Genomic DNA, 15,609 nt, shown 5'->3' with positions numbered 1-15,609 from the left:
TCTCACTCCTCGCTCTGCGAATACGAAGCGTCCAAAATCTCCTGCGCGTAAGCGCGCTCCTCGGGCGTGAGCCGCGCTGTCTCGATCAGATCGGGACGCCAGCGGCAGGTGCGCTCGATGGCGTTCTTACGACGCCAGGCATCGACCTTGGCGTGATCGCCGCTTACGAGCACTGGAGGCACGCCCTCGCCATTAAACTCGGCGGGGCGGGTGTACTGCGCGTACTCGAGCAGGCCACCGTCCTCGGCGGTCGAGAAGGACTCGTCCACGTTGCTCATCTCGTCGCCCAAGGCTCCGGGAATGAGCCGTACGACGGCATCGGCTACGACCATAGCGGGCAGCTCGCCGCCCGTGAGCACGTAGTCGCCGATCGACAGACGCTCATCGGCATACGCATATGCACGCTCATCGACGCCCTCGTAACGGCTGCACACAAACAGCAGGCGCTCGCTTTTGAGCAGGCGCTCGGCCACATGCTGCGTAAAGGGCTCGCCGCAGGGGGTGAAGAACACCACGGTGGGCCTGGGACCCTCGGAGCTGATGGCCTCAATTGCCTCGGCAATGGGCTCGACCTTCATGAGCATGCCCTGCCCACCGCCATACGGCTCGTCATCGACGGTGCGATGGCGGTCGTGCGTCCAGTCGCGCAGGTTATACGCCTTAAAATCAAAAAGGCCGGCCTTGCGGGCGCGGCCCAAAATCGACGTGGACATGACGGGCTCAAACATCTCCGGAAAGACCGAAAGGGTCTCAATCAGCATGCTGTCCTCCCTACTTGTCCATATCGATCAAGCCGTCCATAACGTGGACGGAAATTGTTCCTGTGTCGGGAAGATCGAGCACAACCTGCTCGATTACGGGAATCAGCACCTCGCCGTACCGATCGCCCTCGACAACCCAAACATCGTTGGCGGGCGTCGACATGATCTCGACAATCGTGCCGAGCGAACCAAAGCGCTCGTCGACCACCTCGCGACCCATGAGGTCGGTATAGGCGGCGTCGAGCGAATCGAGCTCGAAGTCGTCACGATTAGCCAGCACATAGCATCCGGTGATGCCCTCGGCGGCCGTCAAGTCGTCTATGCCCTCAAACGAGACCAGATCGCCATCGCCCGTATCGGTGACGGACACGACCGTGCAAAAACGGTCGCGCTTGAGCGCCGGCGGCGTCAAGGCGACACGCATACCCGGCTCCAATACAGAAGGAAGCCCCCGCAGCGGCTGCGCGAGGACCTCCCCCTTCCTTCCGTGCGGCTTGACCACACGGGCGATGTTTTTGTACTGGGACCTCAAGGTCCTAGCCCAGAACCTCTACCTCGACAGCAGTGTCGAGGCGAGCGGCCAGTGCACGGGCGAGCGTGCGAATGGCCTTGATGGTACGGCCACGACGGCCGATGACCTTAGCAACGTCATCCTCGGCAACCGAGACCTCAATCGTGGAGGCGTCGTCGCCATCGATGACCTCAAGGCTCACGGAATCCGGGTCGTCGACGATCTGAACAACGAGATATTCGACGAGATCGGCGATGCGATCTGAGAGCATTGCCTCACCCTCGAGCTGTGCAGCGTCAACCTCAGGCACGATTTACTCCTCGGCGCCCTCAGCGGCCTCAGCGGCAGCCTTAGCGGCCTCGGCCTCTTTGGCGAGCTGCTTCTTGGACTTCTTGACGACGGTCTCGGTCTTCTCGCCCTCGTTGGCGGCCTTGACCAGAGCGGCGACGGCGTCGGTGAGCTGAGCGCCCTTGGACTGCCAGTCGGCGATCTTCTCGAGGTCGAGGTTGATGGTCTTGGGGGCGGTCATCGGGTTGTAGCGGCCAACCTCCTCGATGATACGACCGTCACGCGGGGCGCGGGAATCGGCGACGACGACACGGTAGTACGGACGCTTCTTAGCGCCGTGACGAGCAAGGCGAATCTTGACTGCCAAAGGAAACTCCTCCAACCAAGCAGCTTTAGGCTGCAACTACAAACAAACAGTTGAACATAATACGCCATCGACGCGGGCAGGTGAAGTCCGTGAGACCAACTTCTTCGGTGTAGTCGAGGGCAAATCCATATCTTAGACAAGAATTCGGGATTTGCAAGCACATCCACGCACCCCACATGAGCTGCGCGGTATACTCATGACATGGAAAGACGCGAACATACATACGGTTATGAGGATGCCATGGGCGTCACGCCGCCGCCCTGGACGGGTCCGGCGGTGGGCCTGATGGACCTTGATGCGTTTTTTGCGAGCGTGGAGATGCTCGATCATCCCGAATGGCGCGGAAAGCCGCTCATCGTGGGCGGAGACGCCGATTCGCGTGGCGTCGTGTCCACGTGTTCGTATGAGGCACGTCGCTTTGGCGTGCACTCTGCCATGGCCTCGGCCGAGGCGCGGCGCTTGTGCCCGCAAGCCATTTGGACGCATGGGCATTTTGATCGCTACCGCGAGGTCAGCGCGCAGGTCATGGCGATTCTCGCCGACGAGACCCCGCGCGTTGAGCGCGTATCCATCGACGAAGCCTTTATCGATATCACATCGGGTCGCTTTGCGCCCGAAGACCCGCTGCTGGTTGCGCGGCGTATAAGCGACCGCGTGGCAGGGCTGGGAGTGACCTGCTCCATTGGCGTGGGCTGCAACAAGACGGTCGCAAAGATCGCAAGCGAGCGGGATAAGCCGTTTGGGCTGACCATCGTGCGCCCCGGAACCGAGCAGCGCTTTTTGGCCGCGCTGCCGGTATCTGCCATGAGCGGCATCGGGCGCTCGGCCGAGGAGCGACTGCGCCGCATGCGCATCTACACCCTCGGCGAGCTATCACGTGCACCGGAATCCACCTTGTCCTCTATTTTTGGCGTCAACGGCGAACGCATGCGCCAGCGTGCGCTGGGACTCGAAATCTCTGAAGTCACGAGTCTCGATGAAGAGCGCGAGGTCAAGTCGGTCAGCAATGAACGCACCTTTGCGAAAGATTTGACTGAGCGTGGGGATATTGAGGCGGCGATTGCGCTGTTGGGAGAGTCAGTGGGACGCCGCCTGCGCCGTCAGGGGCTGACGGGTGCCACGGTAACGCTCAAGCTTAAGTATTCGTATGGCAGCGGGCGTACGGCACAGCGCCGGCTGCCTCATCCGACCGACGATGAGAACATCTTCGTGGCGGTTGCACTCGAACTGCTCGACAACATCTGGCAGGATGGCATGCATGTTCGCTTAGCGGGCATCGGCATGAGCGACTTCGACCACCAAGGCGGCATCCAGACTGACCTGTTCTGCGAGATCGATGACCGCGGAGCCCAATCCAGCGACCGCCGCGACCTCTCCGTCGCCATCGACGCCGTCCGAGACAAATTCGGCGACACCGCCCTTTCCTTCGGCCGCCAATCCCGCTTCAATAACTAGTCTTTTTTGGACGGGGGGGGGTTGCTGCCTTCCGTCCGACACGGCATGGGTAGTCAATTTGGGACGGGGCTATTTTAGCTACCCCTATATATCGGTTGAGATTCATTCGGCCTAATTCATTCACCGTCAGCCAAAGGGTAGCTAAAATAGCCCCGTCCCAAATTGACTACCCCGGATGCCCGGTTTGGTGGCCGTAGCAAAATTACCCCGCCTGAAATGAGCTACTTTTCAACTTTGACTTTTTGAATCGTGCAGTGGCCGATGCCCGTGAGGCGCACGATCTGCTTGATCGAAAAGCCCTCGCTTTTGAGCTTGCGGATACAGTCATCACGCACGCCCTTTGGCAGAGCTTTGAGATGGTGAGGCTCGTAAGGTTTGAGCAACGCCTGCGCAAACTCAAGCGCGTCAGCATCACTCACGTGAGCGCCATAACGGAAGCAATAGCCATTGGGCTCGCCCGAGGTGCTAAATGCAAAAAACCTCTGGGAATTCCCGAGCAACTCGAGCACGCAATCAGTCTTACAAATACCCGGATAGCCCATATACTCGCTAAAGCTGCTCCAGCGATAGAGCGAAGCAGTGTCAATTCTGGCTTTCGCAGGGTTATCGTGAATGTAACGAACGCAGTTGAGCAGCTGATCATCATCAAGAATCGGCACGCTCTTAAATCGATCCTGGAAGAGTGGACCCTTTCTGCCTGTCTTAGAATTGAAATACATGGCATACGCCGTCGTAATCGAATGCATGCAATCACTCAGATGAGCATGCTCATCGTCAAGCAGAAGATGAATATGGTTATCCATAAGGCACCACGCGATGACATCAACTTTGAACTTCTGGCATTTCGAAGCAATCAGCCGAATCAAATAGAGTCGATCATCCTCATCCTCAAATATCAGCTGACCACCACACCCCTTTTGAACGACATGGTAAAAGCCATATTCAGAGATTTCTCGCGCAGTCCGAGTCATACGCATTCCCTCCTCTACAGATAAGAATTACGTTACCCGAGCCAGAGCAGAAAAAAAACGTACTGGGTGCGACAAATCGTGTTGTTCGGCGAACGGTAGGTGGTAGCTAAAAAAGCCCCGTCCCAAATTAGCTACTTTTGGGCAAAAGAAAGCCGGGCAGCTGCAAATGGTGCAACTGCCCGGCAAACGGATAAGGGTAGCTAAAAAAGCCCTGGCCCAAGCAAAGCTCTAGAGGAGGTTGAGGGGGAGCTGGGGGGCGTCGCCCCAGAGCTTTTCTAGGCGGTAGAAGTCGCGGGCTTCGGGAGTGAAAACGTGGACGACAACCGAACCGTAGTCCATGAGCATCCAGGTCTTCTGCTCGCGGCCCTCGATGGAGAACGGATGCTCGCCGCAAGCCTCGGCGACCTTCTCCTCGATCTCGTCGACGATAGAATCGACCTGGCGGTTGTTGGTACCGGTGGCAAGCACAAAGTAGTCGCATACGTCGGAAAGCTCGGTCAGGTCGAGCACCTGAACGTCCTCGCCCTTCTTGTCGTAGGCCGCCTGCGCGGCGGCGCGGGCGACATCCTCGGCGGCGACACCGCTCGCGGACAGCGAGGCGGCAGTGCGGTCGGACGTGGCGGCGAAGCTCTTGTGCTCCACACGTTCAAGAATCTGCTCGTCGGTCATGGTCTCGTCGGCCATGGAATACCTCTTTCTAGACAGCCCGAGCTAGCGCAGCTGGGCGTAATGGTTGTAAATCGTAATAGCCGTGGGATAAAGATAGCGCCCGGACTGGATCACATAGACCAGACCCTGCGCAAAACAGGAGAAGAACAACTCATCGAGCGTCGACTCCCCCACCATCTTGCGCAGCGCATGCGCATAGTCGCCGTGGCGGTTGGGCTCGATGGCATCGGCCACAAAGACCACCATATCGAGCGGCGTCATGTCGCAGGCACCCACGGTGTGACGGTCGACAGCCTGGAAAACGGCCGGCGACAACTCGGGGAAAAGCTGCGGAAGCTCATAGGCGGCAACAGGGCCATGCAAAAGCGGCGTCGCGGCGGAAGGAGAGCCGGCAATCTTTATGCCGTAATGCAGAGCGCGCGTGACCAGCTCGTCGTCGGAGAGCACTTTGTCCCAGTCATGGATCAGGCCGGCGGCAGCGGCATCAAAGCGGTCAACGCCGTAGACCTCGGCCAGATGAAGTGCGGTCTCGGCAACACCCAACGAATGCACATAGCGCTTGCGCTTATCCTTCATGCGAACATCGAGCAGCTCTTGAATGCGCTTGAGCAGCGCGCGCTCATCGCCCTCAAACTGATCCTCTACCGACAACGTAGACCCCCATCACTCAAAATCTTCTTGGCCCAAATCGGCATATAGCCTGCGTTTGCGAATATAGCCGAGCACGGACTCGCTCGTAAGGTAGCGCACGCTCATGCCGCGGGCAACTCGCTTACGAATGTTCGTCGAGCTGATCGCCAGCGCCGGAATCTGAATATAGCGCACGTCGAACGGCAGCCCCGACTCTTTGATTCGGGCACGCGCCGTATCGATATCAAAGCCCGGTCGTGTCGCCGCAATAAAGGTAGCAAGCTCAGCGATTCGTTCGGCATCATGCCAGGTAACAATATCGATAATCGCGTCGGCGCCCGTAATAAAGTAGAGCTTTACCTGCGGCGGGTAAAAGTCGCGAAGAGCATGAAGCGTATCGGCCGTATAGGTTACGCCCGGGCGGTCGATCTCGAACCGGCTCGCCAAAAAGGCCGGGTTCGCGGCGGTGGCGAGGACCGTCATGGCATAACGGTCCTCGGCAGGCGTCACCGGCTTGTCAAGCTTAAAGGCAGGAGAGCCCGCCGGCATAAAGAGCACAGCGTCCAAGTCGAGCGACTCGCGCGCCTGCTCGGCGGTCACCAGGTGCCCGTAATGGATGGGATCAAAGGTGCCACCCATAATGCCGAGCCTAAACTCCTGCCCGTCCTCTAGAGGAAGCTCGGGCAAACCGATTCCACCGCGCAGCGACATGGCTTACTCGCCCTCCGAGGTCTCGGCATCGTCCGCGGCATCCGCCGCATCGACAACCTCGACGCCCTCATCCGCAGCATCAGCCACGTCAATGGCTTCAACGGCAACGTCCTCGCCAGCATCCTCGAGCTCCTCGTACTCCGAGAAGTCCTCGGCGCCCTCAAAGTCAAAGGCGCGCTGGCAAATGCGGACCTCGTCGCCCGCACGGCAACCGGCCTTCTCGAGCGCGTCGTCAACACCCATACGCGCAAACTTATGCTGCAGGTAAATGACGGCTTCTTCGTTTTCCCAGTCGGTCTGGATGACCATGCGCTCGATGGCACGACCGACCACGCGGAAGGCACCGGGCTCTTCCTGAACAATGCGGAAACGCTTCTCACGCTGCAGACGACGGCGCTCCCACTCATCGTCGCGCAGAACGACCGGTTCATCGGAGACAGCCAACTCGGCGCGCAGCTTAGCCACCTGCTCGCCCACGGCAAGCATCAGCGTGTTGAGGCCGGCGCCCGTCACAGCAGACACGGCAAAGAACATATGTCCATCGTCGAGCGCCGCACGCTTAAGGTCGGCAATCTTGTCGGCCGTGCCCGGCGCGTCGCACTTGTTGGCAACGACGATCTGCGGACGCTCCGAAAGCTCGGCGCCATACTGCTCGAGCTCGCGGTTGATGATGCGATAGTCCTCAACCGGATCGCGATCCTCAAAACCACCCGTCATGTCGACGACGTGCATGATCAGAGCCGTACGCTCAATGTGGCGCAAGAACTGGTGACCCAGGCCCTTACCCTCGCTCGCGCCTTCGATAAGACCGGGGACGTCAGCAACGACGTAAGAATATTCGCCGGCACGCACCATGCCGAGGTTCGGCACGAGCGTGGTAAACGGGTAGTCGGCAATCTTGGGGCGGGCGGCACTCATGCGCGCAATGAGCGATGACTTACCCACCGAGGGGAAGCCCACGAGCGCGGCATCGGCCATGAGCTTCATCTCGAGCTCAATCCAGTGCTCCTCGGCCGGCTCGCCCAGCTGAGCGAACGCGGGCGCGCGGCGCACCGACGTCACAAAGTGCGTATTGCCCAGACCGCCGGCGCCACCGGGCGCCACGACAACGCGCTCGCCGTCGTGCACCAGGTCGGCAATCTCGAACATCGGGGTCTGCGTCTCGGGGTCGAGCTCGCGCACCACGGTGCCCATGGGAACCTTCAGGATCAGGTCCTCGCCGCTTTTACCGTTACGACGGGCACCCTGCCCGTGCGTGCCGCGCTCGGCGCGGAAGTGATGCTTAAAGCGGTAATCGATCAACGAAGACAGCTGAGCATCGGCCTGGATGACGACGTTGCCGCCACGACCGCCGTCGCCGCCATCGGGGCCGCCCTTGGGGACAAATGCCTCACGCCTAAACGACATGCATCCGGCTCCGCCGTCGCCGCCGCACACGTTAATGCGGCTGATATCGGTGAACTGTGACAACAGAATCGCCTCCTACAAAAAAGAGGGAGACCCTTGAATCCTAAAACTCAAGTGCCTCCCACATATGTGCTCTATGAAGGGTGAATTACGCGTTCGCGAGCGGGCGTACGCTGACCCTGTGCTTGATACCCTTGTGGAACTCAACGGTACCGTCGACCAGCGCGAACAGCGTGTCGTCCTTACCACGGCCAACGTTCTCACCCGGGTGGATGTGCGTGCCGTGCTGACGGACGAGAATCGTGCCCGTGGTTACCGTCTGGCCGGCATAGCGCTTCGTGCCAAGGCGCTGACCGCGGGAGTCACGGCCATTACGGGAGGAACCGAGTCCTTTTTTGTGTGCCATTGTGTATACCTACTCTTTCGTTACGAGTGTAATCTACTCGGCGACGGGAGCCTCGGCAACAGCCTCAGCCTCTGCCTTGACAGCCTTCTTGGCGCGGGAGGTAGCCTGAACCTTCACGATCTTCAGCTTGGTGAGCTGCTGACGGTGACCCTTCAGACGACGATAGCGCTTGCGCTTGTGGAACTTGAAGACCAGCTGCTTCTCGCCCTTGAACTGCTCAACGATCTGAGCGGTAACCTTGGCCTTGGCCAGCTTGTCGGGATCGGTGACGATCTTCTTACCATCGTTGAGGAAGATAACCGGCAGGGTGACCTTGTCGCCCTCATTGCCCTCGATCTTCTCGACGGTGATGACATCGTCGGTGGCGACCTTGTACTGCTTGCCGCCCGTGTTAACGATTGCGTACATGTTTACTTGCCCTTCATGCATCAGTTAGTGCAACAGCCGAATATAGTAGCAGGCGAAAATACCCCCGTCAACGAGTATGTGGAGCAAATCCACAAGTTCGCACAGGTATGGGGCTGACGAGTCGGCCCTCGTCGTCCTCGCATGCTTGATTCTGACGCTCGACATCGTAGGAGCAGATGGTCACGAGGTCTTGCATACCGGTGGAAACAATAGGTGCATCCACGCCCGGGGTCAAGCCCTGCAACAAAACATCAGCAGCAGAAAGCAAAATTTCCGGACGCATGGAGCCCTCGTTGTCGGCATGGGTGTCGAGCATGAGCACCAAATGGTCCGGGCGCTCCCCCGCCGTGAGCTCATAGCCCACGAGCGTGTGATCCAAATCCAAGCGCTTGCTCTTTTTGCCGCGCGCGTAGTCGATGCCGTGGCCCGCGCGCAGCGTGTCGATCGCACGACGCACCTCGTCGGCGCTTACGGGCGCCTCGGGATCCAAGTGCAGGTCGATGCGATACGACAGGCGCGTGAGCTGCGCCGTCAACGCCGGCGTGCGCGCGTCGATGTACGCCGCCTCGATGGGCGCCAGATCGGCCGGAGACGCCGCAGCCAGGCGCCCAAACGCCTCGTCGAGCGCCACGAACTCGGTCATAAACAGGTCATACCACTCGCAGGTCGACGACGTACCCACCGGCAGCGCCGAAGAGAAGCCCACGCGCATGTGCGGAGAGAAGCCCTGCGTGACGGCATAGGGAAGTCCCGCACGGCGCACGATGCGCTCAATGGTATGGATTACTTCGAGATGGCCCAGGTACTTAAGGCGATCGCGCTTGCCATAGCGAACACGAAGCCTAAAGAGCGAGGGGTTGTCGGTCAGGCGCTCACTCATGCGCGATCACCCATCAATACATTCTTGGCGTGGAGCGTGGGGCAGATCCCGCAGCCGGTGCACGACGTGCGGGTACAGTCGGGAGTCGTGACGCCCTCGAGCGAGCGACGGTACTCGCGCTCGAGGAAGCCGCGCGTGCAGCCGGGGCTCACGTGCTCCCACGGCAGGCGCCAGTCCAACTCGTAGGGCAGGTGCACGAGCTCATTGAGGTCGATGCCGTTTTTGGCAGCAGCTTCCTTCCAGTTATCGAGCGAGAAATGCTCTACCCAGGCGTCAAAGCGAGAGCCCGAGCGCCAAGCATCGATGATGACGGGCGTCATGTCACGACCGGCGCGGGAAAGCGCGGCCTCGATGAGCGAGGTCTCGGCATCGTGGTAATGCACGCGGACGGCACGGTTGCGAACGCTCGTGATAAGCAACTTCTGGCGACGCTTGACGTCGTCGTAGTCGAGCTGCGGGCACCACTGGAACGGCGTGGCAGCCTTGGGGATAAAGACCGAAACCGAGATGGACACCGAGATCGAGCCGCGACGAGCCTTGGGCACCACGGAACGACCGAGCTCCAGCACGTGATCGGCCAGATTGGCGGTGGCCACGATGTCCTCATCGCGCTCGCCGGGAAGGCCCATCATAAAGTAGAGCTTCATGCGGTTCCAGCCGGCCTCGAAGGCCGCCTTGGCCGCACGGTCCAGGTCCTCCTCGGTCACGTTCTTGTTAATGATGTCGCGCATGCGCTGGCTGCCGGCCTCGGGCGCGAACGTCAGGCCGCCCTTCTTTTCGCCGGCGACCGACTCGGCCATATCCACGCCAAACGAATCCAGGCGCTGCGACGGAATAGACACGCGTATACCCGTATCCTCCAGGCGACGGTTGAGCCTGCCGAGCACGTCGCGAATGCAGGAGTGGTCGGTCGTGGAAAGCGAGGTCAGCGACACCTCGTCATAGCCGGTCTTTTCCAGACCCTGAATCACCGACGAGACGATCTGGTCGGCCGAGCGCTCGCGCACCGGGCGATACGTCATGCCGGCCTGACAAAAACGACAGCCGCGGGCGCAGCCGCGCAGGATCTCGATAGACAGGCGGTCGTGAACCAGCTGCGCATAGGGCACGCACGACTGCGACAGCGGATTCGTGGCGCCGAAATCCTCAACGACGCGCTTGTAGACCACGGTCGGCGCATCCTTGCCTTCACGCGGCACGGTGTAGCCATGCGGCGAGCAGGGCTCGTCGTGACGAACCTCATAGAGCGACGGCACGTAGTTGCCGGCAATGGATGCAAGCTGCTCGACAATCTGCGCGCGCGGGACCCCTTCGTCACGCAGGCGGCGATGCAGCTGGCAGGTCTCGAGCAGCGATTCCTCGCCCTCACCGATGAGGATGGCATCGAAGAAGGCCGCGTACGGCTCGGGGTTGTACACCGAGGGACCGCCGGCGATGATGATTGGGTCGTCTTCACCTCGGTCGGCCGCTAACAGCGGAATGCCAGCGAGGTCGAGCGCCTCGAGGAAGTTCGTCACCGCCATCTCGTGCGGCACATGCAGACCGACGATATCAAACGAAGCGACCGGCGCTGCACCCTCGAGCGATAGCAGCGGAATACCCGCCTCGCGCATGGCGTCGCCCATATCGGGCCACGGCACATAGCCGCGCTCGCAGGAGATGCCCTCGGCCTGGTTAAGGATGTTGTAGAGGATGGCGATGCCCTGGTTGGGCAGACCGACCTCGTACACATCCGGATAGATCAGGCAGCAACGGTAGTCGGCATCGGCCTTGGAAAGCGTGCCCCACTCGTGATCGATATAGCGGCTCGGCTTCTCGACCTTGGCGAGCAACGGCTCAATTAAATGAAAACAATCTTGGTACGGAACGCGCAACGGAAAACCCCTAAGCAGCGAGATCGGATGCGTCTTGGTAGGACGCCATAGGACGGGTAGCGCCCGCGACCGTGGTCACCAGATCGCGAACGCGGGAGAACGTGGCAGTGACCACCTCGTTGGCACGGCTGTAGTCGACATCGCGCTCGTAGAGCGAAACAAGCGCACGGCCCATGCCGTAGGTGCCCGCGGCAGCAGTGAGCGCCTTGACGGCAAACCCAATATGCGGCGTCTGTTTGACGAGCGCGCGGGTGACCGCGCGGATCACAAGACCGCCGGCAAGCACGCCCGCGACCTCGTAGCCGCGCTCAGGCTTAATGCCGCGTCCAAAGACGGCAGCGAGCTCAAAGAGCATGCCCACCTGCGCCAGCGCCATAACGGGATAATCGGCACCTGGCAAAAACACCAGTGCACCGGTCGCCATATTGGTGAGCGCGCACGAGGTGATGATACGATTGGCCGCCGCGATGCGCATGAAGGCAAAGTTCGCCGAAAAAGCCGTTTCCTTGTCGGTGCGGTCGAGAATCCAGCGGGCAAGCGTCTCGAGCAGATACGTCTTATCGGTTGCCGCTACCACGCCGAGCATGGGCGTAGACTCCTCGATAAACGGCACCTCCACAGCAGACTCGGCAAGCACGCACACGGGTGCGCCGGCGATCACGAGCTCCTGCACGGCACTCTCCAAGCGATCGGAACCACACGAGAGCACCAGTACCACATCGGTATCGGTCTTTGGAGCAATTCGCTCCTCCCCCAGACGCTCGACGCGCACAATGCCCGAGGTCGTCTGCGGCACAAAGGCGTCACGCACCGTCTCGGCCAGAAAGCGCGAGGCGGACGAATCCAGATAGACCGAAACGCGCACCGGCGTATCGGAATCCTTCTTAACGGACGCGCCCATCTTAAAAGCGCGGGTCAGCTTATCTACGGGAATTTTCATAGCAAACCCCTCCAGCGGTTACGCGGCGCCCGAACGATGCCGCCATATGGATTGTACGATACCCACCGTCAGCAGCTGAATCATCATCGAAGACGAGCCAAAGCTAATAAACGGTAGCGGAATACCGGTAATCGGCATGATGCCGATGCACATGCCGATGTTTTCGAAGGTCTGGAACGCCCACATGCCAACGATGCCCACACACGAAAGACGTAAAAACAGCGACTCACACTTAAAGGCGACGCGAATCGTCGAAAAGATCAGCAGCACGTAGAGGCACAGGAGCAAAAAGGAACCACAAAAGCCAAAGGTCTCGGACAGAAAGGCGAAGACGAAGTCGGTGTGGAACTCAGGCAGAAAGCCGCCGGCTGACTGCGTCGCATGGCCCAAACCCTTACCAAAGAAGCCGCCCGAGCCAACGGCGATAAGCGACTGCTGCAGGTTGTAGGCATCGTCCGAATCGGCATTATCGGGGTCGATAAAGACCGTCAGACGGTTCATCTGATACTGCTTGATGAGCACATCGTGGCCGAGCAGCGAATCAAAGACCGAATCGAGCGCCAGGACGAGGGCCACCAGGCCCACGAGCAGGGCCAGGGTCGACAGCACCCATTCGCGGCGTGCACCGCTCATGCAAATGACGATGGCGCCCGAAACCAGCACGACCAGGCCCGAGCCCAGGTCGCCCATGGCGACGACGGCCAAAAACGGAATGGACAGCATGCCGCAGAGCTTGACGTAGTCGCGAACGGTATCGATGCGACCGTTATACTGCGAGCCAAGCGTAGCAATAAAGAAGATGGTGATGAGCTTGGCAAGCTCAACCGGCTGGAATGTCAAGCCGATACCGGGAATCTTGATCCAGCCCGTCATGCCCAGACCGCCCGTATAGGACAGACCCGGAATCTTGGGCGAGAAGATCACGATCAGGTCGATGACGAGCAACGCCGTCGAGAAATTGGAAATACCGCGCAGGTCGGTACGCCAGACCAGCACCGCCAGCACCGCCCCGATGCCAATTCCCAGAAGATGGCGTGAAAACGATGCATCGGCCTTAAACTGCGAAGCCGACCAGATAATGATGGCACCGTAGGCGACGAGCGCCACAGTAGCCACGAGCACACCGATATGCACCTTTTGGCGAAACGTGCCGCGCGAGGCCGAAAGTTGCTTGTTGACGCGATCCAGGCTGCTGCGAGAGCCGGTCTTGGTTGAACGGAACAGATCCGCCGGAGAAAAATCCATCGCAACCTCCTATCGAACCGAAGAATCGCCCGAGGCCGAAGAGGTATCGGGCTCGTCATAAATCACGCCGAGCACGTCGCGCACGACATGCATCGCGGTATCTGAGCCGCCGCCGCCCTGCTCCAGGACAGTAGCGATAACATACTTGGGGTCATCGGCCGGTGCATAGGCGCAGAACCAAGCATATTCGTCCTCGCCGCTTTTCTCGCCCGTGCCCGACTTGCCGTATACCTGCGGCGTCAGGGTGCCAAAGTGAGCCGCCAGGGACGTCGATGCCGTGTAAATCACGTCGTGCATGCCGTTGCGAACAAGAGCCAAATCCGAATCACTGTTGATCTTGGCCTCCAGGCGCTTCTTCTTGCCCTTGCCGTTGTACTTATAGGCATCGCCGTCGCCATCGCGCGACACGGCAGACAAAAACACGTGGGGCACGTACTGTTTGCCGCCGTTGGCAAGACCCATATAGGCGCACGCCATCTGCAGGGGCGTCACCAGGATGTCGCCCTGGCCGATGGCAATGTTAGTCATATCACCGGCATTCCACTTGCGGTCCTCGGCAGAGGCGTCGGTGAAGTACGACTCTTTCCACTCGGCATCGGGAATACGGCCCGCGCCCTCACTCGGCAGATCGATACCGCAGGTCTTGCCTAGACCCCAGCGACGAAAGACCTCCTGCAGGCCCTCGGAATGTTTCTCGTCATAAAAGAACGCCTTGCCCATGTCGTAGAAGACGGGGTCGCACGAGTTGGCGATACCCGACTGCAGCGTCATGGTGCCGTGGCCGGAATGCAGCCAGCAGTACTTGCCCCACGACTTGCCCAGACCCGTCCAATAGCCCGTGCAGTTGGTCGTCTGCCCCGACGTGTAGGTTCCAAACTCAAGACCGGCCAGTGCCGAGAGCGGCTTGATGGTCGAAGCCGACATGTACTGTCCGCTAATGGCGCGGTTGAGCAGCGGGTGCGAACCCTTGTCATCATTGAGCTCGGTCCACACGTCATTTGAGACGCCGCCGATAAAGACGGACGGATCGAACTTGGGCTCGCTCGCCATGCCCAGGATCTCGCCATTGTTGGGATCGAGACACACCACAGCGCCGTTGCCGGCATTGCTGTAGCCAGTGGTCTTGGCAAGCTCGATAGCGCTCGCCAGTGCCGTCTCGCAGGCCTGTTGGATCTTAAGGTCGAGCGTGAGCTTAATGTCGGAGCCGGCCTTCGCGGGCACGGCGCCGGCCTGACCGGTCACATTGCCCGAGGCATCGACCTTGACGGTCTGCTCGCCACGAATACCCTGCAGCAGGTTTTCGTAGTAGCTCTCAACGCCCGCCTGGCCCACGATATCGCCCGACTGGTACGTAATCTTGCCAGCAGAAGCATCATCATCCCCAGAGGTTTTCTTATTCTGGGCCTCGAGCTGCTCGGAGGTAATGGTGCCGGTATAGCCCAAGATATGGCATGCCGTCTCGCCATATGGATACTGGCGCTCGGTACGCTCGGCAATCTTGACGCCCGGGAACTCGCCGGCATGCTCCTGAATATAGGCAACCGTGGAGCGACGGACGTCCGTCGCGATGGTATGCAGGCTCTGAGCGCCCTCTGTATTGTCCTGAATATTGCGAAGGACCGCCACGTAAGGCATTCCAAGCACGTTGGCAAGATGGCGAACCAGGACCTCATCCTCGGCAAGGTCGCGGTAGGCCACGACAGCAAGTGAGGGACGGTTCTGGACAAGCGCCACGCCATTGCGGTCGAGGATGCGGCCGCGCACAGCAGGAGTGGTAACGGTGCGAGTCTGATTACTATTGGCCTGCTTCTCGTAATAGTCCGACGAGACCATCTGCATGCCCCACAGCTTGACGGCGAGCGCCGCAAACATCGCGCCCACACCCGTGGTGAGGATGGAAAAGCGGCCCTTAAAGGCGGTCACCGCGGTATTGCCCTCGCCCTCGGTGGCGCGCGGGGTCGTTCCATGCTGCGTATCGTAGGTAAAACGGGAATCGCCGCGACGCATGATGACCAGTGCGACCACGATGGCCACAACTAGCACGATACCGGCGATAATAACCGTCAACTGGGAAGACATCTACGGG

The 15,609-nt window shown here is 60.1% G+C and carries 17 protein-coding genes; 1 reads left to right on the top strand and 16 read right to left on the bottom strand.

What is annotated here, in order from left to right; all coding sequences use genetic code 11:
- Positions 1 to 2: 2 nt before the first annotated feature.
- From trmD to rpsP, 4 genes are read right to left on the bottom strand one after another with little or no spacing between them, the layout of a single operon-like run.
- A complete protein-coding gene (gene trmD / locus AAAX36_RS03140) occupies positions 3 to 761 on the bottom strand; it encodes a tRNA (guanosine(37)-N1)-methyltransferase TrmD (protein ID WP_349073942.1) in 759 nt (252 codons plus the stop codon).
- 10 nt (positions 762 to 771) lie between these two features.
- Positions 772 to 1,263: a ribosome maturation factor RimM gene (gene rimM, locus AAAX36_RS03135; RefSeq protein ID WP_226812527.1), complete on the bottom strand. Its 492-nt coding sequence runs from the start codon at positions 1,261 to 1,263 to the stop codon at positions 772 to 774.
- A 34-nt stretch (positions 1,264 to 1,297) separates the two neighbouring features.
- Complete coding sequence (locus AAAX36_RS03130) at positions 1,298 to 1,543, bottom strand: KH domain-containing protein (protein WP_171021534.1); 246 nt, start codon at positions 1,541 to 1,543, stop codon at positions 1,298 to 1,300.
- 42 nt (positions 1,544 to 1,585) lie between these two features.
- Complete coding sequence (rpsP, locus tag AAAX36_RS03125) at positions 1,586 to 1,927, bottom strand: 30S ribosomal protein S16 (RefSeq protein WP_022094749.1); 342 nt, start codon at positions 1,925 to 1,927, stop codon at positions 1,586 to 1,588.
- A gap of 240 nt (positions 1,928 to 2,167) precedes the next feature.
- Here rpsP and dinB point away from each other — a divergent pair, with 240 nt between their 5' ends.
- Positions 2,168 to 3,382 carry a DNA polymerase IV gene (dinB, locus tag AAAX36_RS03120; RefSeq protein ID WP_349073940.1) on the top strand — a complete coding sequence of 405 codons (1,215 nt, stop codon included), beginning with the start codon at positions 2,168 to 2,170 and terminating at the stop codon, positions 3,380 to 3,382.
- Between the two features lie 221 nt (positions 3,383 to 3,603).
- On the opposite strand, the gene AAAX36_RS03115 is transcribed toward dinB, so the two are convergent.
- The 12 genes from AAAX36_RS03115 to mrdA form a co-directional block, all read right to left on the bottom strand.
- Complete coding sequence (locus AAAX36_RS03115; RefSeq protein ID WP_349073938.1) at positions 3,604 to 4,353, bottom strand: transposase; 750 nt, start codon at positions 4,351 to 4,353, stop codon at positions 3,604 to 3,606.
- A gap of 228 nt (positions 4,354 to 4,581) precedes the next feature.
- Positions 4,582 to 5,037, bottom strand: a complete 456-nt coding sequence (rsfS, locus tag AAAX36_RS03110) for a ribosome silencing factor (protein WP_195192294.1) — start codon at positions 5,035 to 5,037, stop codon at positions 4,582 to 4,584.
- A gap of 27 nt (positions 5,038 to 5,064) precedes the next feature.
- Positions 5,065 to 5,598 (bottom strand): bis(5'-nucleosyl)-tetraphosphatase (symmetrical) YqeK, encoded by a 534-nt coding sequence (gene yqeK, locus AAAX36_RS03105; RefSeq protein WP_193221482.1) that lies wholly within the window; start codon positions 5,596 to 5,598, stop codon positions 5,065 to 5,067.
- A gap of 87 nt (positions 5,599 to 5,685) precedes the next feature.
- Positions 5,686 to 6,363 (bottom strand): nicotinate-nucleotide adenylyltransferase, encoded by a 678-nt coding sequence (gene nadD / locus AAAX36_RS03100; RefSeq protein ID WP_055285119.1) that lies wholly within the window; start codon positions 6,361 to 6,363, stop codon positions 5,686 to 5,688.
- Positions 6,364 to 6,366: 3 nt separating this feature from the next.
- Positions 6,367 to 7,833, bottom strand: coding sequence for a GTPase ObgE (gene obgE / locus AAAX36_RS03095; protein WP_349073937.1), 1,467 nt, complete (start codon positions 7,831 to 7,833; stop codon positions 6,367 to 6,369).
- Positions 7,834 to 7,918: 85 nt separating this feature from the next.
- Positions 7,919 to 8,176 carry a 50S ribosomal protein L27 gene (gene rpmA / locus AAAX36_RS03090; protein ID WP_006236075.1) on the bottom strand — a complete coding sequence of 86 codons (258 nt, stop codon included), beginning with the start codon at positions 8,174 to 8,176 and terminating at the stop codon, positions 7,919 to 7,921.
- A 33-nt stretch (positions 8,177 to 8,209) separates the two neighbouring features.
- Positions 8,210 to 8,584 (bottom strand): 50S ribosomal protein L21, encoded by a 375-nt coding sequence (rplU, locus tag AAAX36_RS03085; protein WP_035138585.1) that lies wholly within the window; start codon positions 8,582 to 8,584, stop codon positions 8,210 to 8,212.
- A 67-nt stretch (positions 8,585 to 8,651) separates the two neighbouring features.
- A complete protein-coding gene (locus AAAX36_RS03080; RefSeq protein ID WP_349073936.1) occupies positions 8,652 to 9,464 on the bottom strand; it encodes a TIGR03936 family radical SAM-associated protein in 813 nt (270 codons plus the stop codon).
- Positions 9,461 to 11,338 carry a TIGR03960 family B12-binding radical SAM protein gene (locus AAAX36_RS03075; RefSeq protein WP_349073934.1) on the bottom strand — a complete coding sequence of 626 codons (1,878 nt, stop codon included), beginning with the start codon at positions 11,336 to 11,338 and terminating at the stop codon, positions 9,461 to 9,463. Before AAAX36_RS03075 ends, AAAX36_RS03080 begins: the two co-directional genes overlap by 4 nt.
- 10 nt (positions 11,339 to 11,348) lie before the next feature.
- Positions 11,349 to 12,278, bottom strand: a complete 930-nt coding sequence (locus tag AAAX36_RS03070) for a hypothetical protein (protein WP_349073933.1) — start codon at positions 12,276 to 12,278, stop codon at positions 11,349 to 11,351.
- 18 nt (positions 12,279 to 12,296) lie between these two features.
- Positions 12,297 to 13,523 carry an FtsW/RodA/SpoVE family cell cycle protein gene (locus AAAX36_RS03065; protein WP_055285114.1) on the bottom strand — a complete coding sequence of 409 codons (1,227 nt, stop codon included), beginning with the start codon at positions 13,521 to 13,523 and terminating at the stop codon, positions 12,297 to 12,299.
- 9 nt (positions 13,524 to 13,532) lie between these two features.
- Entirely contained in the window at positions 13,533 to 15,602 is a 2,070-nt protein-coding gene (gene mrdA / locus AAAX36_RS03060) for a penicillin-binding protein 2 (protein WP_161144679.1), read from the bottom strand.
- Positions 15,603 to 15,609: the final 7 nt, after the last annotated feature.

The sequence above is a fragment of the Collinsella sp. CLA-ER-H10 genome (assembly GCF_040092475.1).
In the GTDB taxonomy this organism is placed as follows: Bacteria; Actinomycetota; Coriobacteriia; order Coriobacteriales; family Coriobacteriaceae; genus Collinsella.
Note: the sequence above shows the minus strand (reverse complement) of the source record. Positions and strands in the feature narration are given on the sequence as shown.